Genomic DNA, 25,928 nt, shown 5'->3' on the forward strand with positions numbered 1-25,928 from the left:
TTATAATCATAAATGAGTTGAAGAATGGATTGGAGAGGCAACTAGGGCGAACTTATCCCAATGCAAGAGCTGGGGGAATAGGATAGGAAGGAGATTAGAATATGGCCAAAACAAAAAGAGGTAAAGTTCTCTGGAAACTGACGAGTCGAGGTAGAGGGACATGCCCAGTATGTCAGGCAACAAGAATCAAGCTGCTCTACACAAGAACCACATCCGATGGAACTCAATTAAATGTTTGCAAGCGTTGTTCGAAGGCATCCGAGATTCTATAAACTGCTAGGGCTCTTAGGAAAACAGTAGGCTCCGCGGCTGATCCTACTGTTTCCATGCACTACTTTATCTCAAGGTTATCTTGTCTTTTTTTGTTTGTGCTTGTTCCCCGATTGGAACTGTTGTCCTTGTTGGATTTGCCATTCTTTCTGGAAGCGTTCAATCAAACGTATGGTCTCCATAATATGTAATAAATCCCTCATACGGAAATTAGCGATTCGCTCATGCTCGTATTTATTGGGTGTGGGTTCATCATGCTGATGATAATGGATCGTCTCCGTCCAATATCGTTTTGGATGATACGTATCATAGTGGAATTTCCATTGGCGGTCAGGTAGGTAGCTCCAATTATATTCAAACTTACTGATCGTTCCGGATTTCCTATCTACGTATTCGCATATTTCGAGTTTACCAAGACTGTGCTGCAAGCTGATCGTTTTTCGGACTTGAGGCCACCCGTCAGTACCATCACTGTTACCGGCTTTGATCTCCCCGTCAATAATATCCCCGAATTGTTTAGCTAAGTAAGTAAAATCTGTTTCGGGCATTCGCTGGTCGCTGTTTTTTGCCCAATGTTCGAAATTAGCCATTATTTCAGCTCGCTCAACTTTCTTTCGTAGAAGCACCACCAAGAAGCGTCGCTCTCTTCGCTGGGGGACAATTCACGTTCGCCAAAAGCTTCAGCGTACGACGATTTTCCATATTTATTCTTCAGTCGCGCAAGTTCCACCAACAGTAATTGGCGCTCATCATCATCGGCAAAAGAAGTTGGTTTACCGTTATATTCATCGATCAGACGACTAAGAGGTACTACTGACCCGTCCCGCATACGAAATGGTGTGAAATGTGGAATTTTGGCATGCTTACCCGGCTCTGGCCGCTGATACCCAATGAACCGGCCTTCATCTATCCATTTATTAATTGCTGTTACTGATACACCAAAGATTCCAGCAAGGGTTGTAGTTTTGTAGACGGTGGACGTGTTCGTCTCGTTCGGACAGGCTTGATCCACGTAATCTGCAACACGTGCAAGTGCTGTAGCTGCTTCCGCATCCGAGTCGCTAATATGCGTCATTATGGCATAATCCCGCATGACATTCATGAATGCTTTGAGATCACTGATCCTCACAGTGATTTCTTCTTCTTCTGGCATACCTGCAAAGTCTTCGAACATCATACTAAAGTGACGTACCTTTTCCCGATCCATGACGGTGGACATTAATCTCACCTCTCCAATCATAACAATATCACCTCCTATTATATAAACTGCAACTATAATTTGCAACCAAACTACAACTCAAAACTACAACTAGTCTATGATAGCATTGTTGCCGACATGACGATTTTTATACGCAAAGCTGACGAAACTTAACGCAGGATCTGACGAATCTTATACGCAAGAGCTAATGAAGAAAGAATGGTCTGACACTTTATGTCTGACCATTCTTTTTATAATGATGAAGAGTAAAAAGATTGGAGGAGCAAATACGATGAAGATCTCATCTGAATTTACAGCTTCCCTGTGAGATTGGGCCTAAAAAAGGTTTATTCGTAGGCTTGCTCACATCCAAAGCCAGTGCAATAAAAAAGAATATCCCTCAAGATTACATGGTAATATTAACCCGATTGTTAACAAGATTAATTTGCTGCAGCGTATGATTCACTATTTATTGACTTCGGGCAAGCGGTGGTGATATCCGCACTTTATGGTGGTCAAAGATTTCCATGCAAGCGACTGGAGTAAGTGGGATGAGCAGGCGTTGAGATTCTAACTTCATAAATATTTTCCGTACATCGATGTCGATTTTACAACACGATGAACACCTGTCTAGCACCTTATTGTTTATATTTCAAGGAGGGAAAACAATGAAAATTCGTATTGCCACTCATGATGATCAGCGGATGGCCGTGATTCAAGAGGCTGTGAAGCAGTTCCGCAAAGAACATTCGGATGTCACTGTGGTGCTGGAGATGGTACCGGATAAAGCCGAGCTTATCGAGCAGGTGACCGGTGGCAGTGGTCCTGATATTGTGGAGTGGGAAGGCGCAAACATGGGACAGTGCCTGGATGCGGGACTGCTGTCCGACTTGTCCGAGTTCATCGAGCGCGATCATGTCGACCTGGAGGACTTTTATCCGTGCATTCGGAATGCGGTTGTCGATCATGGACGGGTCGGAGCATTGCCGGTAATGGCGGAAACGATCGGTGTATTTTACAACAAGCAGCACTTCGATGAAGCGGGTCTCCCTTATCCGCAAGAAGGGTGGACATGGGATGAGTTTGTGACCACGGCCGAGAAATTGACCCGGACCGACGATCAGGGAAACATTATCCGTCATGGGGTATTTACGAGCTTCGGCTACATGCTGTACATCGAACCGGTCGTCTGGAACAACGGCGGCTCCTTCTTATCCGAGGACGGCAGGACACTCGAAGGACATTTGAATCACCCGGCGACAATCGAAGCCTTCCAGCGGTATTTGACGCTTATTGATAAAGGAATTTCACCGCGCCAAGGCGTTGGTCAAGATTCATGGATCGACTGCTTCATACACGGTAAGATGTCCATGTATATGGATGCCAACTGGGCGATCAAGCCGATGTCGCCGGAGCAGAAGGAGAAGTTCGGGGTCGTCGGCTTCCCTTCAAATAAGCTCCAACCGAAGGCTAACCTCTTTCAAGTATATGGCTATGGAATCTCAACTACGTGCAGCGACCGCGATCTGGCATGGTCGTTTCTGCGCAAGCTAGCCCTCCCTGGGAATGGAGTCGACAAACTTTGGTCGGTGCTGAATCTGGCGGTTTCCAAGACGGGCGCGGCGCAGAGCGGACAGGCGGCGGATCCGTTATATAAGCCTTTCCTGGAGGAACTGAAATACGGGCGTTTAAGTGCCTATCAATGGCTGAATATGATACCGGCCTTCCACTTTAATGGAACGTTCGATACGCTCATTCATGCATCGGATGCGGAGCGGGAGTTACAGGCTGCTGTAACGCGCACTCCCACGCTAGTTCCGATTGAGCCTGATAATCTGGCAGGCTGGTAAGGCGGGCAGTCGCGACAGCAATAGCAAATGGAGTTGATGATGAACCATGAGCAACATGCACCGCATCCTCTGGCTTGACGAGCAAATACGGGCCAAGCGTTATCCGAATACCAAGGATCTTGCCGAACGCTTCGAAATATCCGTCCGGCAAGCGGGACGGGATATGGAATATATGCAGAATTCGCTCCGCGCGCCGATGACTTATAACGCCAGAAGGCGCGGCTACGAATACGCGGATGGGACTTATATCCTGCCGTCTATATTTTTGACGGAGACGGATATTCGCATCTTGAATTTCTTGATTTACAAATACGAGGAAGCGGCGGAGTCGATGGGCTATGTGGAAGGACTCGACCGGGTCGTACAGACGCTGAAGCGTTTCGTGCCTTATCAGCCTGAAGAGAGTGACATTCCGATGTTCTATGTGGACACGGATATGGCGAATCGGATGCATAGCATCGATCAGGCGATCAAGCAAAGCCAGAAGCTGCGCATCACATATCGAGATGGGGAAGAAGCGTATACCGTGGTCGTTCATCCCTATCGAACGTACTCGCAGGCGAACCAGGTATATGTCATTGCCTTCTGCGAACAATCCGGCGAGGTGGAGTATTATCGCTTGGAGCAGCTGACGCATATTGCCTGCACGGGAGAGGGGTATGGTAAGATATAGGAGAAATGATTACGAACGAACGGCGGTGCGCAATTGTTCAATCAATCTCCTTTCAATGTCGCGTAGAGTGGGGCAGCGAATAGAAGACTCAGGGAGTGGACGCGAGCTCCGCGAACGAGGGTACGAACAGGATGTTCAATACTGTTCTCAAGTCGTTGATACCCACCCAGTCGTTCCTATCTTGCAGGATAATCATTTTATAAGTTATTAGCAATACTAAGTGTTACCTAGTATTTAATGGTGCTAATAACACCCGGAATCATAATTGGAATAATGATTGCTAACCAGATGACTGTCCTGATGAAGAGTAGAGGAGGCATGCATGGATATTAAAGCAGCTGAACAATTGGTAGTGACGTGGGCCAAGGAATATAGGCATGAACTAGGGTTACAAGGCTCCAACATTGAGGCGTCCTATATCTGGAATCCAGGGGGATTCGTCAATCAGTCCTATCGCTTATCAGATGGTGAAACCATTCGCCACGTGAAATTTGTACAAGAACGTAAAACCCCGCATTTGCAGCAGTGGGCGCTCTTAAGTGACCATCTTACCGACCGATACCATGCGCCGCGACTCGTGCAAGAGGTGACGCAGGAGGTCCTGCCCGGTTATCCGTATGGATTAGTGTTTGAGTTTATTGATGGGATGCCGTTGAGCGCTATTACCGATCCGACACCGATGATCCCGAAGGTGCTTCGAATGCTGCATCAATTACATAACGACAGTCAGATTCAGGATGTCATCGCAAGTGAGTGCGTTCTTTCATACGCAGAGGCATTGGCTGAGGAATACATCACCCGATTCGAGGAGGATCTGGAAGGAATCCGGGCGGAGAGACACCTGCTCACCTTTGTGACCGATCAGACGCTCGGATGGTTCGATGCCGAACTAGCTGTATTAAGACAGCTTGCTCAAGAGATGCCCTGTTTTCAGAAACAGGCGACGGATGTCGTACATAACGATATAAACTGGCAAAATATCTTAGCCAATGATAACCATGATCTGTGGCTGATTGATTGGGACGACTTAACGGTAACGGGGGATGCTGCAATGGATTACTCCGTCCTCCTCTGGCCGCTTTATCGGAAGCCGGAATGGCCATTCTGGCAAGAGCAAGTGATTGGTTTGGCAGGTAAAGAGGTATATGAACGGATGGAGCTGTACTTTCGATTCAAGCTGTTCGATGATGTGGTCGATGTCCTGGCTGACTTTGTTGAGGCCGAAACTATGACGGATGTGAAGGAGAAGACCCAGAAGCGTGCGAAGGAGATTCATTTGCGTGCTTACCCCGAGTATTTGGAGCTTTACGGCTCCGTATAACGGGACTTCGTACTCCACCCCAACAACGCAAAAAAAGCTGGAACCGTATGTACGGTGCCAGCTTCTTCGATTTATTTGGCTACGATCCAGCTGACCTCTTGCTCACTCAGCGTTTTCTTCCAGTCCTTAGGCATGTCCACGTCGCAAATGACAATATCGATATCCCGCCATTCGGTCATGCTGTAGAGCTGGGTTAGGCCGATCTTGGAGCTATCGGTCATGAGAATCCTCTGATTGGAATTATCCATCATCCTGCTCACGAGCTGCCCGCGCTCCGGGTCGAACACGGTAATACCCTTGTGTGTAATTCCGTCGATCGAGATAAAAGCCTTGTCTGCATGAAACAACGCAGCCATCTTCTCCGCGATCGACCCGGTTACCCGGGAGTGGGTAGTATTCACTTTCCCGCCGATGAGGTAGATGTCGCCCGAGAACAAATCCTTATTCTTATATTCCATCAGCAGATGCAAGGCCGGCATCGACATGGTGAGTACGGTCAGATTGCTCTTATTCATGAGAAAATAAATCAGCTGCAGGGGCGTTGTGCCATCATCGATGAAGATCACATCATTGTCTTCAACGAGTGCGGCCGCGGCCTTCCCGATATTCCGCTTCTCCTCCGCATAGAGCACTTCCCGCTTAAGATAAGAGGGCTCCTCGCCGCCGATATTTATTTTGACCGCTCCGCCGTATACCCGCTTTAAACGGCTTTCGGCCTCCAGCTCCTCCAGATAACGGCGAATCGTTTCGGAAGAAACATTGAGTCTCTTCACGAGGTCAACCGTCTTGACTTGGCCTTCCGAATTCAGCTGCTCCAGAATGATTCCTTTACGTTCCTCGCCAACTAATGACAATTGAATAGACCCCTTCCGTCATAAAGCTTATGTCCACATTATAACGGTAGGATCACTCCCGCGCTATCTAAACGCCACCATTTTTGGCTGAGCTTGCGCCGGAGATGCTTGTTATCCCGCTGAAAGCCTAACAGAGATGCTAGGCTGATTGCCCGTCGCCTCTGACCTGTTCGACTGCAGCCACAAGCCGCTTCATGTCGGCCTCATCGATCTCGCCAATATTCCCGATGCGGAACGTGTCCGCGTTGGAGATTTTGCCCGGATAGATCACGAAGCCGTGCTCTTTGAGCTGTTTATAGAACGTTTCGAACGTAAAGGACTCGTCCTTCGGGTAGTAGAAGGAAGTGATGATTGGTGATTGTGCCTCATCAGGAAGCAGGGTCTCGAAGTGAATCTCCCGCATGCCGCTCACGAGCGTAAGCTGGTTTTGACGGTACCGTTCATATCTCGCGGATACGCCTCCTTCCTCTTCCAGTTCAGTCAACGCCTCATAGAAGGCGTGAACGATATGCGTCGGGGAGGTATAGCGCCACTTGCCGCCGTTCTTCTCCATATGGTCCCATTGGTCGAATAGATCGAGGGATAACGACCTAGCCTGCCCTTGGCAGGATTGCAGCCGGTCGATGCGGGCGATGACGAAGCCGAAGCCCGGAACGCCTTGTATGCATTTGTTCGCACTGCTGATGAGAAAATCGATGCCGATCTCAGCGGCATCCAGAGGCACGCCGCCAAAGCTGCTCATGGCATCCACGATGAACACTTTGCCATGCGACTTCACAATCCGTCCTGCTTCCTGGATCGGATTAAGCACACCTGTCGTGGTCTCGCAATGGACCATCGCGACATGCGTAATCGTCTCGTCGCTGCGCAGCGTCTCCTCCAGCTTATCCAGATCCGGAAGCGATACCTCACCGCTGTCCTGCACGACGGTAGAGATCCCCAATACCTGCGCCATCTGGGCAATGCGCTTGCCGTAGGCGCCGTTCGTCAGAACGAGCAGCTTGTCGATTCGGCCGAGTGCGCTTCCGATAACGGATTCGACACAGAACGTCCCGCTGCCCTGCATGAGTACGCAGGAATACTCGCCGGTACGCTTGGTTGCAAGCGCAACAAGTCTGCTCCGGATGTTCTGGACCAGGTCGTTGTACTCGCGATCCCAGGTACACCAGTCCTTCAGCATGGCGGCCTTCACACGTTTACTCGTCGATAGCGGTCCGGGCGTAAGCAGCAGATAAGGATTGTCATCCAATAAATCGATGTTCATACAAGATATCTCCTTTGTAATGTGCTTGAAGGTTCGATGGTTCATGCCATGAATTAACCTGCAGTTCCCATTCCGCCTTCTGCCAGACGAGCGTTGATCTGCTCGATGACCGCCGGCAGACCGCTGATTTCCTCGATGATATAATGGGCACCTGCCGCTCGGAACCGATCGGTGACGACAGCTATTCTGCTGGCCAGTTCATCAGCCGGTATAGTGGAGACCTCCGATTCACTAAGTCCCAGCTCACTTCCACCCTTAATAATGCCTACGCTCCACATACCGGCGTTGACACCTTCTTGAATGTCACTGATCGTATCCCCAACCTTGACCATTGCCGCCATAGGGTATATACCGAGCAGCTCCGCGTTGCGATAGCACATCCATGGATGTGGACGGCCTGCGGACACGTCATCCGGTGTCACGAGGGTATCCGGCGCATAGCCCTTGCTCTTGGCTTCCGAAGCGACGATCTTCATCATTTGAGCGGTATAACCGGTCGTTGAGCCAATCTTCAATCCTTGCTCTCTAAGCTTGGCGGCGACCTCGAGCGCACCTGGCACCGGATCGGTGTAGCGAGCCAAGTCTGCGAACAGCATGGGTTCAAAATCAGCATAGAGCTCATCAACATCCGCTTCGGCAGGAGCTTTCCCGTAACGCTCTTTCCACATACCGGCGATGTGTTCCATCTCGAGCAGTGCTTTAATATGATCCCGTTTCAGCATGCCCATCGGTCCCCGGGCTTCTTCTGCTGTAATTTCGATGCCCCGGAATTTAAATACGTTAACGAAAACAAGCAATGGAGCGAAGCAGCCATAATCCACCATCGTTCCTGCCCAATCGAATATGACGCCTTGAATCTTCCCGCGGTATGCCGTCGTCATCACTTCTTCACTCTCCTTGTTTATGGTCGTTCGATACATATGCATTGGTTGTCCAAAAACTCACATCACAATTAATAACTCAATAAAATAGTTGATTATATAGCTTTTTATTGTTTTGAATTGGTTTTATAATAAATAGTAAGACACCACACCTAGGGTGTCAATGGTATTATCCAAAAATACGAGGCAGGGTTCTAAGAAGAGGTGTCAGAGACGCAGCGTGATAGATCTCAGCAATCCATTTAAAGAGCAACATCGGGGCTATATATGTAGATTTGAAGCATTACTAGTGAGACGACTACTACACGAAGCTGGTAAATGTGTCATTTCCACTCGTCATTTGCCTTTTCATTTCTCTCAGATCCAGCATCTAATAGAGAGAGGTAGAAAGGGGGGATTCAAATGGCACTTCAAATATTTCAAATCGTCTTTCCTGGTACGGCGCTTGATCCGGAAAGATTTTTTCATCAAGTAACCGGAACTGCACTAGTTATTGCTGCCGCAGGCACACTAGATTTAAATGATGCTGCAAGACCTTTTAGCAATGACGCGGGTACAAGCCCTGTTACAGTTCCACTAGTATCACCGACTGGTTATTACAATTTTTACGCGAACGGGGTTATGCAAGAAGGCGGTGCTTACTCGGTTGATGCTGCTACGAGTACGATTACCTTTAACGTGGCTGTAACTTTTCCTGTAAATACCATTTTGATTCTTGAGGCTATTACAGTTTCACCAACCTAAGGAGAAAGAAGTAGATACCCGTCCGTAAATGGGGGGGCAGGCTGTCGAAGAAAAGTCTCGACAGTCTTTTCATTGTGATGAGTGCGATACCGCGTTCATGTACACAACCATTAGCTGAAGCGCATTCACACAAGGGCCACAACGATCAATTTGCCGGTATAATTTCTGCTCTAAAACTTACTGACTCTATGATGATTGGAGTATCGATATGAATCGTTTGTCCCGTAGGCTGAATCGTTAGGCTGTCGGAATTTACGGTAAATAACTGCCCCTCCTGCATGACAGCATTAATGTATAAATTGAAGTAACCATTTTGGCCATGAGCTGAAAATTGATTCGTTAACTCTCCTGCATCGTTTACAAATTTACTAGCTGGAAAAGTCCTGGCCGTCGTCATAGGAATATCTGATTCAGCCTTTAAAAAGTATCTTTGAACACGAGGTATAATGTTGACGGCAGCAATCCCTGCTCCTGCAGGGCCTTGTAATCCTTGTTCGCCGCGAAGACCTTGAGCACCTTGGGCGCCCCGCGGACCCCGTGGACCTTGAGGACCTTGAGGACCTGGAGGACCTTGAGGCCCTGGTATGCCCTCTTGTTCGCCTGGAAGCCCTTGTGGTCCTTGTGGTCCCTGTAATCCTTGTTCGCCTGGGAGCCCTGGTGATCCGTGTTCACCCGGTAGTCCTTGTGGTCCTTGCTGAGCAACGATAGTGGGTTTAAATATACATAAGGCTTTTTTTCTGTGCTGACTTTTTCTTGTTTTCTTCTTAGGATGACAGGCAGCATTCATTCTTTTTTTACAATTAATTGTGTGTTTGGCGATAGAACAACCCTTGCGATGTTTTTTGGTTTTGCCGGTAATTTTCGTTTTGACATTATTTCTAATTACTTTTGTTTTATATCTTTGGTGTTTAGAAACAGCAGGACAACAACCCAAAATGACACTCCCCCTCCTTGAAAAAAATCATTATATGTTATGTCAAAAGTCTATAGATAGCATGGACTCCTGACTTATGCAGTTCGCCCTATTTGATAGCGAAAGAAAATATTAAATAAATCAAAAAAAATGCCAAACTTTTCTTGGTATCCTGCCGTAATTATAGTGTAGGTCTGGTTACCTAAAAATACGTCATGAAAGGAGTGACGGCATTGCTGCGTGTAGAAGGTTTATCGCATGCTTTTCAGAACGGCAACGAAACGACGCCCGTCCTGCAGAAAATTAATTTTCGGGTGAATGAAGGTGAGATTGTCGCACTTCTAGGAAGCTCAGGTTCCGGCAAATCGACGCTTCTCAATCTGATGGCCGGTTTGATGAAACCAACGGAAGGCGACATTTACATAGCGGATCATAATATTGTGAAAATGAACGAGAATCAGCTTGCCGAATTTCGGCGCAAGCATATCGGGTTTATTTTCCAAGCGTATGAGCTGATCGCTAATTTGACGGTTCGTGAGAACGTCGAGCTTCCCCTCGTCTTTCAATCGGTATCTCCCTCGATTCGGAAGCAGAAGGCTCTCTCGCTGCTTGAGCAGGTTGGCATTCCCGAGAAGGCCGATCTGTTTCCATCCCAATTGTCCGGCGGCCAGCAGCAGCGTGTGAGTATCGCACGTTCCTTGATTACAGAGCCTTCGGTCATTTTTGCGGACGAGCCCACGGGTAATCTGGATACGAAGACGGAAGAGGAGATCCTTGCGATATTGAAGCGGTTGAACAACACGATGAAGACAACGTTCGTCATTGTCACGCACGAGAAGGAAGTAGCGGCTCAGACCCAGCATATTATTTCACTTCGGGACGGCTATCTGATCACTGATCGAGATCCATCCGGCGTAATGTCATTAGCAGGGGGGACTACAGGATGAGAGTTGCCGACCTTACGCGGTTGTCGTGGGACCAGGTTAGGCGACGGAAAGTCGTAACCGCGCTATGCGCCGCCGGCTTATCGATTGGCTGTGCGGCGATTATACTTGCCTTGAGTATTGGCGAGTCGGCTCAGCAATACATAGAGAACGAGATGAACAGCTTCTTCAAAATGGACGAGATTACAGTGATGGCCAATGAAGGCGTGTCAGCCAATGGCAGCGGAGGAAGCGGGGGGGCCGGCAGCGGTAATCCGGCGGCTGAGGAGGACTCCCTTGAACGCGGCAAGCTGACGGATCAGAAGCTGACTATTATGAAGAACATGAAGCATGTGACGGCGGTGGCCCCTTTTCAGCAAATTAACTACTTGGAGATGTCTACGACGGACAATCGGAAGACCTATGTGGAAGTGATCGGGACGGATCTCAATATGCTGGAGGCCTTCGATAAGCCGTTCATGCAAGGGGGGCCGTCCGACCTGACCGGCACCATCGTGCTCAACTATGGGGCGACACTTGGGTTGGTCGATGCGGAGACGCGCGATAAGCTGATCGAGCAGCTGAACCGCAATCCGTATGACAGCTCTTTAATGGAGCAATATGAGAATATGAACCGTATGCCGGCCGCTTTATTCCAGCGGCAAGTCCAGTTTCTCGGATTCTCCAGTGTAGGCAAGGCCAGTCAGAGCTCTCCTCTGCGCGTCACCGGTGTTCTGAAGAAGCCCAAGGGCGTCAGCGAGAACGCGGTTGCATACGACAAGAAAGCTTACGTATCGCTGGAGACTGCGCAGATGATGAAGCAGGAGCTGAATATGGGCGGCGGGAGTATTGATGAAGCATCCTATAACTCCGTTATCGTCAAGGTGGACAGCCAGGAGAATGTCGAAGAAGTGGAACAGCAGATTAAGAAGCTCACCTTGAACACGCAAACGAATTTGCAGCAAAAGGAACGGATCGCCGAGCAATTCAGCATCATAAAAGCGGTTGCGCTTGGCGGCGGAATATTCATTCTCATCATCGCTTCGATTTCCATCGTGGTTGCGATGACCATGTCGACTTACCAGCGGCGCCGTCAAATCGGGATCATGAAGGTGCTTGGAGCGAATCTAGGACAGATCCGCAACATGTTTATTATCGAAGCCGCATTGCTCGGCCTGCTTGGGGGCTTGCTCGGCATCTTGTTCTCCTACTGGATCGTGTGGGGAATCAATTTCTTGATTCAATCCATGTCTGGTACCAGCGAGGGAGCCGTTATTATCTTTATCCCGTTGATGACCATTCCGGTAGGCATGGCGTTTGCGATTCTGACCGGGATCATATCCGGGATCTATCCGGCCGTGAGTGCTTCGCGTACGGATGCGTTGACCGCTATTCGCCGGGATTAGCGATAAGGAAGCTTGAGATTTGATGTTAATCGAAAGAAGGGGTAGAAGGGATGAAGAAAAAAATAAAATGGATCGTCATCGGACTTGTACTGATTGGGATCAGCTATGCCTTATACTCGGTATCGAGACCTGCGAAGCCCATGGATCCCATGGCGAGCTCGCAAGCTATTACGTTCGAGGTGACGACCGAAACGCTCGTGAACACGATTGAGGTGAAGGGCAAGTCGCTGTATGAGCAGGAAACCCCGGTCTATGCACCTTTTAGCTCGAAGGTAACGAGTTGGAATGTCGAGGACGGACAGCAGGTGAAGAAGGGGGACGTTCTGTTCAAGCTGGATCAGACGGCCTTGCAGAATGAGATCTCGCAGGAGGAAGCCTCCATCCGCAAAGCGGAGCTTGAAGCCGATCTTCAAGCGTACATGGTAAAGCTTGAGGAAGAAGACGCGACGATCGATCAGACGTTAACGGAACGGAAGCGGGCGCTCGCGACGAAAGAGATCGGGCGTTTGACGAAGGAACTGAATGAAGTCACTTCATCGATCCAACGTAAGACACTGGCGGAGAAGAAGGAGCTGCTGGGCAAGTCGCAGTTTCGTTCACCGGCAGCGGGCATCTTCCTCTACGATACGGCGAGCAAGCGACCACAAGCGGTTGGCGATAACCAATACATAGGCAAAATCGTCGACTTAAGCAAGCTGCAATTCATTGCGCTTGTCGGCGAACAGGACGTCTTCCGCATCAAGCCCGGGATGCAGGTGCAGGTGAAGATGAATGCGATGAAGGAACTGAAGCTGTCGGGCAAGGTGCTTCGTGTATCGAAATTCGCCAAGACCGGAACCGATCAGAACAACATCGATCAGGCGGCACAGTTCGAGGTTGTAATCGCGCTGGAGGCCAATGAGTATTTGATTGCAGGCCTTAGCTTGAATGGCCAGATCGAGACGGAGCGCAAGAAGGATGTAACCGTCGTGCCGACGATTGCCGTCATGCGTGAGAAGGATGCGTATTACGTCATGGTGGACAAGGGCGGCGGACAGTTCGAGCGCCGGGATGTTAAGATCGGCATGGAAACGCCCGAGAAGACGGAAGTGCTGGAGGGCTTGAAGAAGGGTGACGTGATCGTACTGCAATAAGTGCAGTAGGGGCGAACATGGGTACATTAGGAGCGAATATTCGACCATCTTCAGGCAGCTTTATTTAGCAGGTAAGCGAGGGCCGGGAATCTCACCGTAATGCGGGATTCCCGGTCTTTTTTATACGTGTTCAGTCTGTTCACCTTAAGTCTCTGCCACTAAGCCAGCAGCTTAACGTAAAGCCGAAGCAGCTGTAACGCCGAAAAGGGGCCTTACAGCTTACATCCCGTTGAGCTGCGTCTGTTGTAACGCCACTTTGTACCGTTACATTTGCTGGAAAGGGTAGTGTCACCTGGATTATGCAGCTGTAACGCCAGAAAAGGGCCTTACAGCTTACATCGTGGTGATCTGCGGCTGCTGTAAGGCCGCTTTGTACCGTTACAGATGCTGGAAGGGGCTGTGTCACCTGGATTGTGCGGCTGTAACGCCAGAAAAGGGCCTTACAGCTTGCATCTCGTTGAGCTGCGTCCGCTGTAACGCCACAAAAGGGTCTAACAGAAGTGGAGCTATACGTAATATCCTCGCATTTCTTGGACAACAGTGTTTAAAGCTTCGGTTTCGCGGACAGGTTCGTGCCAATGGCATGGAGCGCTTCGAACGGCCCCCGAGGCAAGGCCCACCATCCGAATAGGCATGTAAACCCGGTGAACAACAGGTTTAATAATGGTGTAGGGTGGTATTCCTTCACATAATAGGCTGTCTTGGTCCGAGAAGTGACTACCACCCACGAGAAGCAGAGCTCATATTGCATAAACTCCGTTGGTGCATCAATGAATACGCCATTGTAGGAGAGTCCATCCCGACGAATGGAGTCGATATTAGCCAGCATCCATTCGCGGAGCTCAAGGCTGCGCTTGCCATCGTTATAGATAACCAGTGCATACAGGGCAAAGACGCTGGAGAGGATTAACAGGAAGATAGACATCTCCGTATTGGCCTGCTGCAAACTGACAAGAAACGAACCGAATACAAAGAGAGCTATCGTGAGTAAAGCGCCGGGCATTCCGATCACACCTTTCTTCCTATTTCATCGGACTGCTGTACCAGGGAATGAATAAGAAATCCCGATAACCTCATCATTGATTTATGCATAAAGGCATGCTATAATCCTAATACCCGATAGGATAAGTAAGAAATAAGATGAATGAAGTTCAAAACACAAACAAACAAACAAACAAACAAACAAACAAACAACAACTACAACAAGAGCTATCGACCGGACGACCGGAGAGGCTGCCTTGCATGAGAGGCGTCTTTCGGTCGTTTTTTGTTGTTGCTTCGAGGGGGGAGCTTGACACGATGCAGTACAGACGATGGGGCAGAACGGGCTTAAAAGTATCCGAGGTTAGCTTGGGAACAATGGCCTTCGGGCGTTGGATCGACGAAGAGACCTCACTCAGGGTCATCGATACCGCACTAGATGCGGGCATTAACGTCATTGACACCGCAGATATTTACGGCAAAGGAATGGATGTAGGCGATCCGAACCAGACGGGCGAGTCGGAGGCCATTATTGGCCGGGCGTTGAAAGGAAAGCGGGATAAGGTCGTGCTGGCGACCAAGGTTCAAGCCCGCGTCGGGACCGGCATCAACGATGCGGGGTTAAGCCGCTATCACATCTACCGTGCGCTGGACAATAGTTTAAGACGGCTGCAGACGGACTATATCGATATCTATCAGGTACATGGATTCGACGCCGGGACACCGCTCGAAGAAACGCTTGGCGCGCTCGATGACCTGGTGAAGCAGGGGAAAATCCGGTACATCGGCTGTTCGAATTACGCGGCTTGGCAGCTGGCGAAAGCTCATGGCATCAGCGCCGTTCATGGATGGAACCGATTCGAAGGCGTACAGCCGGAGTACAGCTTGATTACAAGAGGTATTGAGCGCGAGCTGGTTCCGCTGGCGCAATCCGATCAGATCGGCATCATCGCATACAGTCCGCTTGGCAGAGGCATATTGACCGGCAAATACCGGCAGGGCGAGGCCCCTCCGAATGAATCCCGGCTGGCAGCTGGCGAGAAGCGGCTGGAGCTTCTGCTACAGGATAACCCGGCTTATGCTCTAGTCGATGCGATTCGTCCGCTGGCGGAGAGACGCGGCTGGACGCTGGCTCAATTCTCACTAGCATGGGTGCTGAGTCATGCCTATATTTCTTCCGCTATTCTAGGCGTATCCCGGCCCGAACAAATTCAGGACTCACTCCAATATGCGGATCAGCGGCTGACTTCGGAGGAGCTTGAGGAGATCGACAACGTTTCACGCAGAATCGGACTTTTTTTGTAGTTAATTCAAAGTTAATTGATCGGAAAAATATGATTAGGAGGCGTCAACTATGAGTAAACCTGAGCGTCAGCTCCACCTTGGCTTGTTCTTGTTTTCTACCGGTTATCATCCAGCGGGATGGAGATTGCCGGAAGCTCGCGTGGACGGAGCATTCGACCCCAAATTTCTGCATCGCGTGGCGCAGAAGCTGGAGGAGGCGAAGTTCGACTTCTTCTTCTTGGGCGATGCCCTGGCTTCGAGCGCCGATATGCAGCACCAATTCCCATCGCAGATGGTGAGGCTCGAACCGTTCACGATGATCGCGAACATTGCGGCCGTTACTGAGAAAATCGGCTTAATCGTCACGGCGAATACGACCTATGCGGAGCCCTATCATATTGCCCGGCTCACGGCGTCACTTGATTATCTAAGCGGAGGAAGAACGGCGTGGAACGTCGTTACCGGTGCGGATACACGTGCGGCGCTCAACTTCAGCCGTGAGAAGCATTGGGATAATGCGAAGCGGTATGATTACGCCGACGAATTCGTGAAGATCGTCAAGGAGCTGTGGGATTCCTGGGAGGACGACGCCTTCGTACGGGATAAGGCCACGGGCGTACTCGTCGATGAGAGTAAAGTCCATGCCATCCGCCATGTGGGCGACCACTTCTCCGTGAAGGGTCCTCTCAACGTAGCGAGGCCGCCGCAAGGACAGCTTCCATTGCTGTCAGCAGGAACCTCCGAGAGGAGCCAAGAGCTTGGGGCGCAGTTCTCCAATGCTGTCTTCACAGGTCAAATTCTCATCGAGCCCGCCAAGGAATTTTATGCCGGAATCAAGAGCAAGCTGGCCAAGTATGGCAGGAATCCAAGCGAACTATCCATCTTACCGGGCTTGGTTCCCTTGGTTGGCAAGACGGAGGAAGAGGCCCGTGCGAAATATCGGGAGCTGAGTGAGCTCCTGGTCACGGACTTTAACCTGGCGCCGCTATCCGGCCGGATTGGCATTGATTTGACGGGGCTGCCGCTGGACGGGCTGCTACCTGATCTTTCGTTGTCCACCCATCCGGGCGATGAGGCACGGCAGCTGGTAGGACTTGCACAGAAGGCTTCCGGACATGACGATATTACGATCCGCGAGCTGTTCCATTATTTTGCTGCTACGGCGAGGGGGCATCTGCTCATCGTGGGCAATCCCGAGCAAATCGCGGATCAGATGGAGGAATGGTTCGTGGAAGAGGCTGCGGATGGGTTTAACATATGCCCGCCTTATATGCCGGGAGGACTGGATCTGTTCGTGGATCTGATCGTGCCGGTCCTGCAGCAGCGCGGGTTATTCCGCACCGAATATGAAGGGAGCACGTTCAGGGAGCACTTCGGGTTAGCTCGTCCGGATAATCAATTCGCCAAGAAAGGCGCTTTGCAAGGGAGTTGAGCCCAGCTTCCGTCTTGCCAAGCAGCACGTGAAATGAGGGAACTATGATGGGCAACGGAAAATCAAATCGGCTCAGCGGCGGCCTTATTATCGGTCAAATCGCTCTTCTCCTGCTGTTTCTAGGCTTTATTGAATATGCGGTGCGGAAGGGCATCATCGGCAGCTTATATTTATCCGAACCAACCCGTGTCATCAAGGAAATCATCACTTTATTCGCACAAGGGGAAATCTTCCCCAACCTGCTGGTCACCCTGCAGGAATTTCTGGCGGGGTACCTGCTGGCCGCTGCGGCGGGGATCGGAACCGGGTTGTTTCTGGTCCTCGTTCCGAGGGCGGAAGCCTTCTTCGGTCCCTTCCTGTCCGCGCTGCTCGCGGTGCCTAAGGTGACGATCATCCCTCTGCTGATGCTGTGGCTTGGGATCGGGCTGTCGCATAAAATTGCGATCGTGTTCCTGTTCTGCTTCTTTACGATAGCATTCAACACGATTACCGGAGTCAAGCAGACGGCGGAAAACCATCTGAAGGTAGCGCGTGTGTTCGAAGCCTCGCGGTTCCAGACCATCGTGAAGGTCATTCTGCCGTCGGCAGCACCGACGATCTTCGCAGGTCTGCGGGTTTCGGCAGCTACCGGACTTGTCGGTGCCTTATTCGGCGAAATGATTGCCTCGAAGGATGGCTTAGGTAATTTGCTGGTCAAAGCCACGTCCTTGTACGACACAGCCAAAGCTTTTGCCATTATTACGATCGTTACGGTCGTCTCGGTGCTTATCATTGCATTGATCGATCTATTAGAGAAGAAAGTGTTTCTAAAGTGGAAGTCATCCTAACGTTTACGATGGATCATACAGGGGAGAGAGACCGATGAAGAGAAAAAGCTGGGCGCATATATGGATTCTTAGTTTATTAGCTGTATTTGTGGTGGCAGGGTGCTCGAACGAGGCAGGAGGCAAGGCGGACGATAAGCAAGGCACCGTATCGGCGCAGAATGCATCAAGCGGGGATGATCAAAAGCTGCAGAAGATCCGGTATGCTGCGTTCAACGGCGTCAGCGGATTGGCGGTCCAATTCGGCGCAGAGAAGGGCTTCTTCAAGGAGGAAGGTCTCGACGTTGAATTCATTACAACGCAGAATGCCGTCGAAGGTCTCACGAGCAAGGACGTGGATATCGCCGATGTGGCGACGACCTCTGCCATTGTAGCCGCAGGCAAGGGTGCGCCGATCAAGATCGTGTCCTCACTGTTCCGGACGAAGGGACCCTTCTATCTGATTGCAGCTCCGGGAATCGAGAAGATTGAGGACCTAAAAGGCAAGACCATTGGTGCAGCCGCCTTCGGCAGCGGGCTGGACGTATACACCCAGGTAGTTCTGAAGAAGCATGGCCTTGGTAAAGATGATGTCACGTTTGTTGCGAATGGCGTGAATGATGCCGCATTTGCCAGTCTCACCTCCGGACAGGTAGCCGCGACGATCATCCATGAACCGTTCGCCTCCTTGGCGGAAGTGACCGGCAAAGGAAAACTGCTGGCCAAGGGCTGGGATTACTTGCCGGACTTCCATACGGGCGTACTGGCATCGCATAACGATTTTATCAAAGAACATCCAGAACTGGTCGAGAAGCTGCTTCGTGCGTATTTCAAATCTCAAGAATATGCGAAGAGTCATGAAGACGAGTACAGAACATATTTCTTGTCCAAGGTGAAGGTTGATCCGGCTGCGGTGGACAAAGCATTCGAGCGCGAGCGCGTGCTGTGGGAGAACAACCCCGATGTAGATAAGAAAGCCTTGCAGGAGACACAGCAAATACAGGTGGACCTTGGGTTCCAGGACAAAATCTATGATGTCGATCAAATACTGGATCTGCAATTTATTCCGAAGCAGTAATGGCGGATACGAGGTGGGAGCATGGCAGGTTTCTCGATTAATGGCGTTTCGAAGGTATATGGAGGCGCAAGCCCAACCGAAACGCTGTCAAACATCGATTTGACGATTAAAGACGGAGAGTTTCTGAGCATTCTGGGGCCAAGCGGCTGCGGCAAGAGCACATTGCTTGAAATATTGGCGGGGCTTCAGCTGCCAACGTCGGGAGACATCTATTTCGACGGGAAGAAGCTTGAAGGACCGGATAAGAAGCGGGGGGTCGTCTTTCAAGACCCTTCCCTGTATCCGTGGCGGACCGTGTTTCAGAATGTAGAGCTCGGCTTGGAAATTGGTCGGGAAGCGAAGACGGATCGGCAAGCCGCTGTTCAGAAGTATTTGGACATGGTGGGGCTACGCGGCTTCGAGCATAAGTATCCCCACCATCTGTCCGGGGGCATGAAGCAGCGGGCAGGATTGGCACGGGCGCTGGCCAACAGCCCGGATGTGCTGCTGATGGATGAGCCCTTCGGCGCCGTTGACCATCTGACAAGGCTGCAGCTGCAGGATGATCTGCTGAACATATGGGAAGTGGAGAAGAAGACCGTTGTGTTCGTGACGCATGACGTGTCGGAAGCGGTGTTCCTGGGGGATCGGGTCGTCCTTCTCACGCCGAGACCAGGCCGAATCCATACGATCTTCCAAGTCCCCGATAAGCGGCTGCGTAAGCGCGACGATATCGCGCTTCTCAAGATCCAGAATGATATCTACGCCGCGATACATGATGTGAAAACGCAGGAACATTTGGAATTCACGATCTAATGAAAGGGGCGTTATGCCATGTCAGCATCGAATATCGTAAATACGGAATGGGTTCGGCAGCGGTTGGAGGCGGGCGACGGTATCGTAATTGCCGATGTCCGGTTCTCACCGAAGGACAGCGGATATGGCCGGGAGGTATATGAGCGTCATCATCTGCCCGGTGCCGTATTCGTCGACTTCAAGGCGGATCTGACCGATCCCCCACAAGAACACGGCGGCCGAAGTCCGCTGCCAACACCGGAGCGGCTAGCTGAGCTCTTCGGAAGACTCGGCATCGACCGTTTGACTCCGGTTGTGGTGTATGAGGATGGCAATGGGCCGGCCGCTTCGCGTCTGTGGTGGATATTAAAGTATCTTGGCCATGATGCGGTCTATGTACTGGACGGAGGTTATTCGGCTTGGACGGAAGCGGGGCTGCCGGTTACGGATGAGCTTCCGGCTCCGGTTCACCGCACGTTCGAGCCGTCGCTTCGGACGGAGCTGCTCGTTGACGTGGATCGAGTGCGGGCGGCCTCGAGTGGCGAAAGTGCGGCGGTACTCATCGATTCCCGCGATGCCAATCAATATCGGGGGCTAGAAGCGCCGTTCGATCCGGTAGCCGGACATATTCCGGGCGCCGTGAACTTTTTCTGGAAGGACGGATTGACCGTCGATGGCACATGGAAATCAGCGGCTGAGCTGCGCGAGCATTTCAGAGGCGTCGATCCCTCGGAGGACATCTTCGTCTATTGCGGGTCAGGCATCTCGGCGACCCCGAATGTGCTTGCACTTGAAGAAGCAGGCTTCCGCAACGTGAAGCTGTATGCGGGCAGCTGGAGCGATTGGATTAGTTATGAGGGAAATCTGATTGCGACCGGGGAAGAAGAGTAACAAAAAGATGGATAGCAGTACTTAAATGACGAATACACTGCCAAGATGCCCAAAGGCTCTGGCGGTGTATTTTTAATGCCCCGAAGTCAACACGGAGTCAACACAAGATCCATGAAAGTGTTTTCAGAGTGATTCGAATCGTGTACTTTTATGAATACTTTTCGAACTTACCGCTCACCTCAGTACCAATTAAGTCAACACCTAAAGCGTTTCGAGAGGCAGGTCAACATGGAGTCAACACATTCAACAAAAATATGGAAAAATAGCTCTTGACCTTAAAGCAACTTTAAGGTGTATGATGATCTCACCCGGGGATAATCCAAAAAGTGGGGGTTGCATAAATGGAGACACCTAATTTTAAGTTTGACGGCGGTTTTATTATGGTGCCGTGGGATCAGTTCGATGAGGCAGTAGAATGGTATGGCGATAAAATGGGTTGGAAATTAATTGGTACGGGCGATGGGCCGGTCGGCAGGAAGGCTTTCTTCAAAATGCCTGGGTCTGGACAAGCCAATTTGAAATCGTTCGAAAGCGAGCTTAGCCACTTTACGTCCGAAGATTATTTAGAAGGGAATTGCAGGTTTTGTTTTCGCACGGCCAATCTGGATCAGACATTGGAATACTTCAATAATCAAGGCGTCAAATGCGCCGCGCCGCTAAAGATGCCAGACGGAACGCGGTCTGCCGATATTATCGCATTCGGGAATGTTCGCCTGACGTTAAGCGAAGACAGGAAGTTGGAAGGTAAATTCCCTGAATCTCGCGTCATTCAATACGCTGCCAAGCCATTGTGGTTAGGTGTCACCGATTTGGAAGCTTCAATTCATTGGTATTCGCGGATATGCGGTTGGGAAAGTTCGAAGAAAAATTTTCAAGACCGAGGATTTGCGTTGATGCGCGAAACATGGGACTTCGCCTGGCTGGAAAAGGTGAATGCCGAGCGATCATTAAAAAAGGCCAATCCCGGCGCCAGGTTATACTTTAGGATTAAAAAGCAAGAGGATCTGCATAAGGCGAATGAATGGCTCAAAGGGCAGAGAATTGAAGTATCCGAAATAATAGGGGAGCGTTGGAAAGGATTCCATTTCTATGATCCGGACGGGAATCGATTAAACGTGTGGAGTTATTATTAATGTGGGCGGTAGGAGGAGCAACCGTTGAAAACAAACATGACCATCCAAGGATTTTCCGAGCGGACGGGTCTTCCTGCCAGCACGCTTCGTTATTACGAAAAAGAAGGGCTGCTGCAGCCGAGTCATCGTGCGGATAACGGGTATCGATACTATCGGGAGGATCAGATTCCGAGCGCCTTAAAGATTCATACGCTGCGCCAAGCGGGAATTGGCCTAATCGAGATCCGGCATTATCTTGCTGCAGATGCTGAAGGGCAGGCAGGATGGTTACACAAATGGCGTCAGGACGTCGACGCGAAGCTGTTGGCGCTGAACGTAGTCAAACAGTACCTGGATGGTGTCGATTCCGTTGATGAGCATATCCGGTTGGTTAGATGGTCTCAGTCCACGAGGATGCTTTGGTTTCGGCATCGTGTCAAGCGCCAGCTTCATCCGTTTGCACAGGCCATGGAAGAGAGTGCGGCTTACTTAGAAAAGCTAGGGCTCTTTCATGCGAAAGAGGCCTATGTACGGCAGGAACGAATAATCGGAGATGAGATGCTCGGCAAAGTCGGTTTTCGCTTGCCTGTGAAGTCAGCTTTACCGGACGATTGGAAGCATGAAACGGAGCTTGAAGTTGAACTTGAAGTCTTACAGCCCACACTGTTCGTTACACTTGATTGCTTGTCTACCGATCTTTACGCTTGTTTTAGTTTAATGCTCGTTTTGCAATCATTCGGATTCGAGCCGGCAGGTCCGAATATGGAGCGGTATCAGCTTCACGACAAGTTGCATTATCAATGGATGATTCCTGTGGTTCATGGTGAAGAAACGGGACCTTATATATCAGGCCAATGAAATAACAATTCTACAGCTGGAGCGATTGGATTTCATATGAGGGGAATCCGGTAGCCATCGGAGACGAATAAGAATCGAAGGACGTATAGCAGTATGTAATTTATGAATACAGAGCATGACGGGGAATACCGCCGTTGCTCTGTATTTTTATAGTCGGAATCAACAAGGAGTCAACGCTTGGTTCGTGAAAATACTTACAGGAAGTCTCGGAACCGAGCACGCGCTCGTGTACAGGTACAAAGAAGTCCAGAAACTCTTCGTTTGAGGATTCTGGACTTTGTTATGTTTAATTGGTAGTGATATTGAGCGTTTCTTGGACGCTTAAAGCTGGCATTCCTCCACCGACCCATTCAACTCGTTCGCATTGAAGTCAACACCCTAAGTTTATCAGCCTTCAGCTTCGTTTTGCATCATCATATCGTTAAAAGGCTTGTCCTTTCTTCGCCATGAAAAAATCCCCTCCGGTAGTTGAGTCCATCATAACTGTCTAGCATGAGGCTAACTCTTTAGTTTATTTTTTTTGTAACCAGCGTTACAGAAAAGTAATAAAACTGCAGTTATACTATATTGGAGACGTAATTTCCGGGAGGCTGTTTTTGTATGGTAGGACAACCAAAGCGGGAGTGATGTATAAAGTGAAGATAAAATTTAGTAAAGGGAGATTTAAAGTGATGAAAAAAAACTTATCTGCACTACTTGTTTTTGTATTAATTGTATTCTGCGTATCTGCTTTACCTGCAGCTGCGGAAACAGTAAGTAAGCAAGGGAAGGTGACAATTACACCAATCGACGTTGATGGCAAGAAAACAGAAGCGGATATTCTATCGATTTCATTCAATAATTCATTATATTTACCGCTTCGGGCAACTTCTCAGTTACTTGGATTCAAGATAAGCTGGAATCAAGAGGATCGAGCGGTTTACATTACCACTGGTTCTACGACATCGGTGGCTTCTACAAACAACGAGAATGGGATAAAAGTAGGCGTAACAGTATCAGTATTGAAATCCAACACCTCAATCTATGTTGACGGAAAGCCCGTTCAATTATTGGACACGAATCAAAATCGAATTTATCCGGTATCATTCAATAATAACTTATACTTACCAATACGAGCATTAGCTACTTCTCTTGGACTAGAAATTGAATGGGACAGTATGAATGGGCAAGTCAATATTAATACTCAGGCAACTGACAAGCTAAAAGGAGAAAAGGGAGAGACAGGTCCGCAAGGTCCAGAGGGGGACAAAGGAGATAAAGGTGATAAAGGTGATCCGGGATATTCAGGCCCAGAAGGTCCAAAGGGGGATAAAGGAAACAAGGGAGACTCTGGAGCAGCAGGCCCAGAAGGTCCCAAGGGAGATCCGGGAGCAGCAGGTCCGCAAGGAGATCCAGGGCCAGCAGGATCACAAGGCCCAGCAGGCCCGGCGGGACCGCAAGGAGATCCAGGGCCAGCAGGATCACAAGGCCCAGCAGGCCCGGCGGGACCGCAAGGAGATCCAGGGCCAGCAGGATCACAAGGCCCAGCAGGCCCGGCGGGACCGCAAGGAGATCCAGGGCCAGCAGGATCACAAGGCCCAGCAGGCCCGGCGGGACCGCAAGGAGATCCAGGGCCAGCAGGAGCACAAGGCCCGGCAGGGACTTCTTTTACCTCGGAAGGATTTTCTGCTTCGGGTACGACATCCTCAATCGCTAGTAGCACGCTATTTACGAATTGGAGTGAGGCGTCCCCTTATTACGCAAGCCCTGCATTCAATCCTATAACAGGGATATTTACGGTACCGGCTACTGGTAAGTATGCCATACATGCAACTGTTAACTATAAGACTAACGCTGCAGTTAGTGTAAGCTTAGGAAGCGGCATTGATCCAGTTTTTACCGTAAAGAAGAATGGCAACACTGATTTAATAAAAGGTTATATGCCTATCTTGGACGTCAATATTGCGTTAGTTTTAACTATAAGGACCGTACTAAGTAGCGCGACGGTGACGCTATCCGGTGATGTAGAGCTGCAAGCAGGTGACCAAGTTGGATTATATTACGAAGCCGACGGTCTAACCCTTGGTTTCAGTACGGATACAGTATGGTCGATTCATCGGCTATCCTAATACAAGGTTGCATGAGGTGCAGTTGAACCTTTGGTAATAGAAACACATCTTAACAGATATAGAGTCGGGCCATTCTCTTTGGGAGAATGTCTGGCTCTATTTTTGGATAGGACAGCCCTCTTTGGGCTTCTCATTCAACTATATTGCACTGAGAATGATTATCACATAAAATGAACCTACAAACTGCCGCAGAAATGAAAGTTTTTACTTGAATTCCGCTGCGCAGCATAAAAAATGTCAATATAGACGTTATGGAATGGGGGGGGTGCAATGAATTGGAACGATCATGTATTGCTATGGAACCAGTCAAATATAAAAGTATTGGATATCCGGCATACGTTATTGAAGTTCGGCGATGAACTGCACGCATACAGCTTGCCTGCCAGCTGTTTCCTGTATGCTACGCGCGGCGGCGCACGGGTGATGATGGATGGAATGGAATACGAAGCCAAGAGATTCCATGTCCTTCACGGCGGTAAAGGTATGTGTCTGAATATCTTTCTTACGGAGGAAGCGTTCGAATATTATTTGATCTTTTATAAAGCCGTGCTCACGCTGCCATACAGTCGTGATGTCCAGCCGTTCATGGAGCAGAACAACCCATTCCAAGTCCAATATGGTTTTAAGCCGCAAGATCCCATTTGCCTGTATCATAAAGTACAGCAGATGGACAGGCAATGGCGACAATCGCGGATGCTGGATAAGCTGCATGTGAAGACGTACATGATCTGCTGCGACAATTAAATGAACAGGGGCTGCCTGCAATTCGAACGGATTTGGTCACCTCGGCAGTACGCTTTATACAGGAGCATTATGCGGAGCCGCTTACCTTGGATAAACTGGCGGAGGTGTTCAACTGCAGCGCAGGCCATTTATCAAAATTGTTTAAGCAGGAACTTGTTAACAGCCCGATTCATTTTTTGACAGAGGTGCGGATGGAGCGCGCCAAGGAGTTGCTTCTTCTTACCGATGCGACATTGCAGGAAATCGCAATTGGTGTAGGATACGTGGATAAATATCACTTCAGTCGAAATTTCAAAAAGCATACCGGGTTGTCTCCGATTCTGTTTCGTGTCAAGGACCGAAAAAGCAGTACAAATGAAAAAGAGTCATCGTGGATGCGAAGAATATCCATTGTTCAACGAACAACTCGCCGATATATTAGTAATGATAATGA

25 protein-coding genes and 1 pseudogene are annotated in these 25,928 nt (G+C 49.7%); 19 read left to right on the top strand and 7 right to left on the bottom strand.

The genetic code is table 11. From position 1 onward, the window contains the following. Positions 1–101 precede the first annotated feature (101 nt). A complete protein-coding gene (locus tag NNL21_RS37055; RefSeq protein WP_507176567.1) occupies positions 102–272 on the top strand; it encodes a hypothetical protein in 171 nt (56 codons plus the stop codon). A gap of 75 nt (positions 273–347) precedes the next feature. Here NNL21_RS37055 and NNL21_RS23915 read toward each other — a convergent pair whose 3' ends face one another. Beyond that, positions 348–860, bottom strand: coding sequence for a hypothetical protein (locus NNL21_RS23915; RefSeq protein WP_204821026.1), 513 nt, complete (start codon positions 858–860; stop codon positions 348–350). Continuing rightward, positions 860–1,510: a hypothetical protein gene (locus NNL21_RS23920; RefSeq protein ID WP_204821025.1), complete on the bottom strand. Its 651-nt coding sequence runs from the start codon at positions 1,508–1,510 to the stop codon at positions 860–862. The genes NNL21_RS23915 and NNL21_RS23920 overlap by 1 nt, the downstream gene beginning before the upstream one ends. A 626-nt stretch (positions 1,511–2,136) precedes the next feature. Here NNL21_RS23920 and NNL21_RS23925 point away from each other — a divergent pair. The 3 genes from NNL21_RS23925 to NNL21_RS23935 all read left to right on the top strand — a co-directional run bounded on the left by NNL21_RS23925 (position 2,137) and on the right by NNL21_RS23935 (position 5,312). Then, positions 2,137–3,318 carry an ABC transporter substrate-binding protein gene (locus NNL21_RS23925; protein ID WP_204821024.1) on the top strand — a complete coding sequence of 394 codons (1,182 nt, stop codon included), beginning with the start codon at positions 2,137–2,139 and terminating at the stop codon, positions 3,316–3,318. 46 nt (positions 3,319–3,364) lie between these two features. Continuing rightward, a complete protein-coding gene (locus tag NNL21_RS23930) occupies positions 3,365–3,991 on the top strand; it encodes a helix-turn-helix transcriptional regulator (RefSeq protein ID WP_204821023.1) in 627 nt (208 codons plus the stop codon). Positions 3,992–4,313: 322 nt separating this feature from the next. Further along, positions 4,314–5,312 carry an aminoglycoside phosphotransferase family protein gene (locus NNL21_RS23935; RefSeq protein WP_204821022.1) on the top strand — a complete coding sequence of 333 codons (999 nt, stop codon included), beginning with the start codon at positions 4,314–4,316 and terminating at the stop codon, positions 5,310–5,312. 71 nt (positions 5,313–5,383) lie between these two features. Here the strand turns inward: NNL21_RS23935 and NNL21_RS23940 are convergent, their stop codons facing one another. From NNL21_RS23940 to phnX, 3 genes are all read right to left on the bottom strand, one after another. Beyond that, on the bottom strand, positions 5,384–6,166 hold the full coding sequence (locus NNL21_RS23940) for a DeoR/GlpR family DNA-binding transcription regulator (protein ID WP_204821021.1): 783 nt from the start codon (positions 6,164–6,166) through the stop codon (positions 5,384–5,386). Between the two features lie 139 nt (positions 6,167–6,305). Next, the gene (phnW, locus tag NNL21_RS23945) at positions 6,306–7,415 is read right to left on the bottom strand and encodes a 2-aminoethylphosphonate--pyruvate transaminase (RefSeq protein WP_204821130.1); all 1,110 of its coding nucleotides are present in this window, start codon (positions 7,413–7,415) and stop codon (positions 6,306–6,308) included. 68 nt (positions 7,416–7,483) lie between these two features. Then, positions 7,484–8,311 (bottom strand): phosphonoacetaldehyde hydrolase, encoded by an 828-nt coding sequence (gene phnX, locus NNL21_RS23950; RefSeq protein ID WP_204821129.1) that lies wholly within the window; start codon positions 8,309–8,311, stop codon positions 7,484–7,486. A 402-nt stretch (positions 8,312–8,713) separates the two neighbouring features. On the opposite strand from phnX, the gene NNL21_RS23955 reads away from it, so the two are divergent. Beyond that, on the top strand, positions 8,714–9,055 hold the full coding sequence (locus NNL21_RS23955) for a DUF4183 domain-containing protein (protein ID WP_204821020.1): 342 nt from the start codon (positions 8,714–8,716) through the stop codon (positions 9,053–9,055). Between the two features lie 145 nt (positions 9,056–9,200). Here the strand turns inward: NNL21_RS23955 and NNL21_RS23960 are convergent, their stop codons facing one another. Then, on the bottom strand, positions 9,201–9,989 hold the full coding sequence (locus NNL21_RS23960; protein WP_256555438.1) for a DUF4183 domain-containing protein: 789 nt from the start codon (positions 9,987–9,989) through the stop codon (positions 9,201–9,203). 212 nt (positions 9,990–10,201) lie between these two features. On the opposite strand from NNL21_RS23960, the gene NNL21_RS23965 reads away from it, so the two are divergent. From NNL21_RS23965 to NNL21_RS23975, 3 genes are read left to right on the top strand one after another with little or no spacing between them, the layout of a single operon-like run. Next, positions 10,202–10,915: an ABC transporter ATP-binding protein gene (locus tag NNL21_RS23965; protein WP_204821019.1), complete on the top strand. Its 714-nt coding sequence runs from the start codon at positions 10,202–10,204 to the stop codon at positions 10,913–10,915. Further along, positions 10,912–12,297: an ABC transporter permease gene (locus tag NNL21_RS23970; RefSeq protein WP_204821018.1), complete on the top strand. Its 1,386-nt coding sequence runs from the start codon at positions 10,912–10,914 to the stop codon at positions 12,295–12,297. The genes NNL21_RS23965 and NNL21_RS23970 overlap by 4 nt, the downstream gene beginning before the upstream one ends. Positions 12,298–12,347: 50 nt before the next feature. Next, positions 12,348–13,430 (top strand): efflux RND transporter periplasmic adaptor subunit, encoded by a 1,083-nt coding sequence (locus NNL21_RS23975; RefSeq protein WP_204821017.1) that lies wholly within the window; start codon positions 12,348–12,350, stop codon positions 13,428–13,430. A 544-nt stretch (positions 13,431–13,974) separates the two neighbouring features. Here NNL21_RS23975 and NNL21_RS23980 read toward each other — a convergent pair. Next, positions 13,975–14,433: a hypothetical protein gene (locus NNL21_RS23980; protein ID WP_204821016.1), complete on the bottom strand. Its 459-nt coding sequence runs from the start codon at positions 14,431–14,433 to the stop codon at positions 13,975–13,977. A 296-nt stretch (positions 14,434–14,729) separates the two neighbouring features. Here NNL21_RS23980 and NNL21_RS23985 point away from each other — a divergent pair, with 296 nt between their 5' ends. From NNL21_RS23985 to NNL21_RS36835, 11 genes and pseudogenes are all read left to right on the top strand, one after another. Then, entirely contained in the window at positions 14,730–15,716 is a 987-nt protein-coding gene (locus tag NNL21_RS23985; RefSeq protein ID WP_204821015.1) for an aldo/keto reductase, read from the top strand. A 49-nt stretch (positions 15,717–15,765) separates the two neighbouring features. Beyond that, complete coding sequence (locus tag NNL21_RS23990) at positions 15,766–17,127, top strand: LLM class flavin-dependent oxidoreductase (RefSeq protein ID WP_204821014.1); 1,362 nt, start codon at positions 15,766–15,768, stop codon at positions 17,125–17,127. A gap of 44 nt (positions 17,128–17,171) precedes the next feature. Beyond that, entirely contained in the window at positions 17,172–17,954 is a 783-nt protein-coding gene (locus NNL21_RS23995; protein WP_256555439.1) for an ABC transporter permease, read from the top strand. Positions 17,955–17,988: 34 nt separating this feature from the next. Continuing rightward, entirely contained in the window at positions 17,989–19,008 is a 1,020-nt protein-coding gene (locus NNL21_RS24000; RefSeq protein WP_204821013.1) for an ABC transporter substrate-binding protein, read from the top strand. Between the two features lie 21 nt (positions 19,009–19,029). Then, a complete protein-coding gene (locus tag NNL21_RS24005) occupies positions 19,030–19,803 on the top strand; it encodes an ABC transporter ATP-binding protein (RefSeq protein WP_204821012.1) in 774 nt (257 codons plus the stop codon). Positions 19,804–19,821: 18 nt separating this feature from the next. Continuing rightward, the gene (locus NNL21_RS24010; protein WP_204821011.1) at positions 19,822–20,673 is read left to right on the top strand and encodes a sulfurtransferase; all 852 of its coding nucleotides are present in this window, start codon (positions 19,822–19,824) and stop codon (positions 20,671–20,673) included. Positions 20,674–21,014: 341 nt separating this feature from the next. Continuing rightward, positions 21,015–21,806, top strand: a complete 792-nt coding sequence (locus tag NNL21_RS24015) for a VOC family protein (protein WP_204821010.1) — start codon at positions 21,015–21,017, stop codon at positions 21,804–21,806. Between the two features lie 24 nt (positions 21,807–21,830). Next, a complete protein-coding gene (locus NNL21_RS24020) occupies positions 21,831–22,643 on the top strand; it encodes a helix-turn-helix domain-containing protein (RefSeq protein ID WP_204821009.1) in 813 nt (270 codons plus the stop codon). A gap of 596 nt (positions 22,644–23,239) precedes the next feature. Next, positions 23,240–24,751 (top strand): stalk domain-containing protein, encoded by a 1,512-nt coding sequence (locus NNL21_RS24025; protein WP_256555440.1) that lies wholly within the window; start codon positions 23,240–23,242, stop codon positions 24,749–24,751. A gap of 270 nt (positions 24,752–25,021) precedes the next feature. Then, positions 25,022–25,495 carry a hypothetical protein gene (locus NNL21_RS24030; RefSeq protein ID WP_204821007.1) on the top strand — a complete coding sequence of 158 codons (474 nt, stop codon included), beginning with the start codon at positions 25,022–25,024 and terminating at the stop codon, positions 25,493–25,495. 104 nt (positions 25,496–25,599) lie between these two features. Beyond that, positions 25,600–25,812: pseudogene (locus NNL21_RS36835) on the top strand (helix-turn-helix transcriptional regulator); the annotation flags it as partial. Positions 25,813–25,928: the final 116 nt, after the last annotated feature.

This window comes from Paenibacillus mendelii, from assembly GCF_024498075.1.
GTDB lineage: Bacteria > Bacillota > Bacilli > Paenibacillales > Paenibacillaceae > Paenibacillus_Z > Paenibacillus_Z mendelii.

Bases quoted from the DNA above. Each gene is read 5' to 3' on its own strand.
- NNL21_RS24005 (WP_204821012.1), top strand. From the start codon at position 19,030: ATGGCAGGTTTCTCGATTAATGGCGTTTCGAAGGTATATGGAGGCGCA.
- NNL21_RS23970 (WP_204821018.1), top strand. From the start codon at position 10,912: ATGAGAGTTGCCGACCTTACGCGGTTGTCGTGGGACCAGGTTAGGCGA.
- NNL21_RS23955 (WP_204821020.1), top strand. From the start codon at position 8,714: ATGGCACTTCAAATATTTCAAATCGTCTTTCCTGGTACGGCGCTTGAT.
- NNL21_RS23975 (WP_204821017.1), top strand. From the start codon at position 12,348: ATGAAGAAAAAAATAAAATGGATCGTCATCGGACTTGTACTGATTGGG.
- NNL21_RS24010 (WP_204821011.1), top strand. From the start codon at position 19,822: ATGTCAGCATCGAATATCGTAAATACGGAATGGGTTCGGCAGCGGTTG.
- NNL21_RS23985 (WP_204821015.1), top strand. From the start codon at position 14,730: ATGCAGTACAGACGATGGGGCAGAACGGGCTTAAAAGTATCCGAGGTT.
- NNL21_RS23995 (WP_256555439.1), top strand. From the start codon at position 17,172: ATGATGGGCAACGGAAAATCAAATCGGCTCAGCGGCGGCCTTATTATC.
- NNL21_RS23990 (WP_204821014.1), top strand. From the start codon at position 15,766: ATGAGTAAACCTGAGCGTCAGCTCCACCTTGGCTTGTTCTTGTTTTCT.
- NNL21_RS24000 (WP_204821013.1), top strand. From the start codon at position 17,989: ATGAAGAGAAAAAGCTGGGCGCATATATGGATTCTTAGTTTATTAGCT.
- NNL21_RS23920 (WP_204821025.1), bottom strand. From the start codon at position 1,510: ATGATTGGAGAGGTGAGATTAATGTCCACCGTCATGGATCGGGAAAAG.
- phnX (WP_204821129.1), bottom strand. From the start codon at position 8,311: ATGACGACGGCATACCGCGGGAAGATTCAAGGCGTCATATTCGATTGG.
- NNL21_RS37055 (WP_507176567.1), top strand. From the start codon at position 102: ATGGCCAAAACAAAAAGAGGTAAAGTTCTCTGGAAACTGACGAGTCGA.
- NNL21_RS23935 (WP_204821022.1), top strand. From the start codon at position 4,314: ATGGATATTAAAGCAGCTGAACAATTGGTAGTGACGTGGGCCAAGGAA.
- NNL21_RS23930 (WP_204821023.1), top strand. From the start codon at position 3,365: ATGAGCAACATGCACCGCATCCTCTGGCTTGACGAGCAAATACGGGCC.
- NNL21_RS23980 (WP_204821016.1), bottom strand. From the start codon at position 14,433: ATGCCCGGCGCTTTACTCACGATAGCTCTCTTTGTATTCGGTTCGTTT.
- NNL21_RS24030 (WP_204821007.1), top strand. From the start codon at position 25,022: ATGAATTGGAACGATCATGTATTGCTATGGAACCAGTCAAATATAAAA.
- NNL21_RS23925 (WP_204821024.1), top strand. From the start codon at position 2,137: ATGAAAATTCGTATTGCCACTCATGATGATCAGCGGATGGCCGTGATT.
- NNL21_RS24015 (WP_204821010.1), top strand. From the start codon at position 21,015: ATGGAGACACCTAATTTTAAGTTTGACGGCGGTTTTATTATGGTGCCG.
- NNL21_RS23915 (WP_204821026.1), bottom strand. From the start codon at position 860: ATGGCTAATTTCGAACATTGGGCAAAAAACAGCGACCAGCGAATGCCC.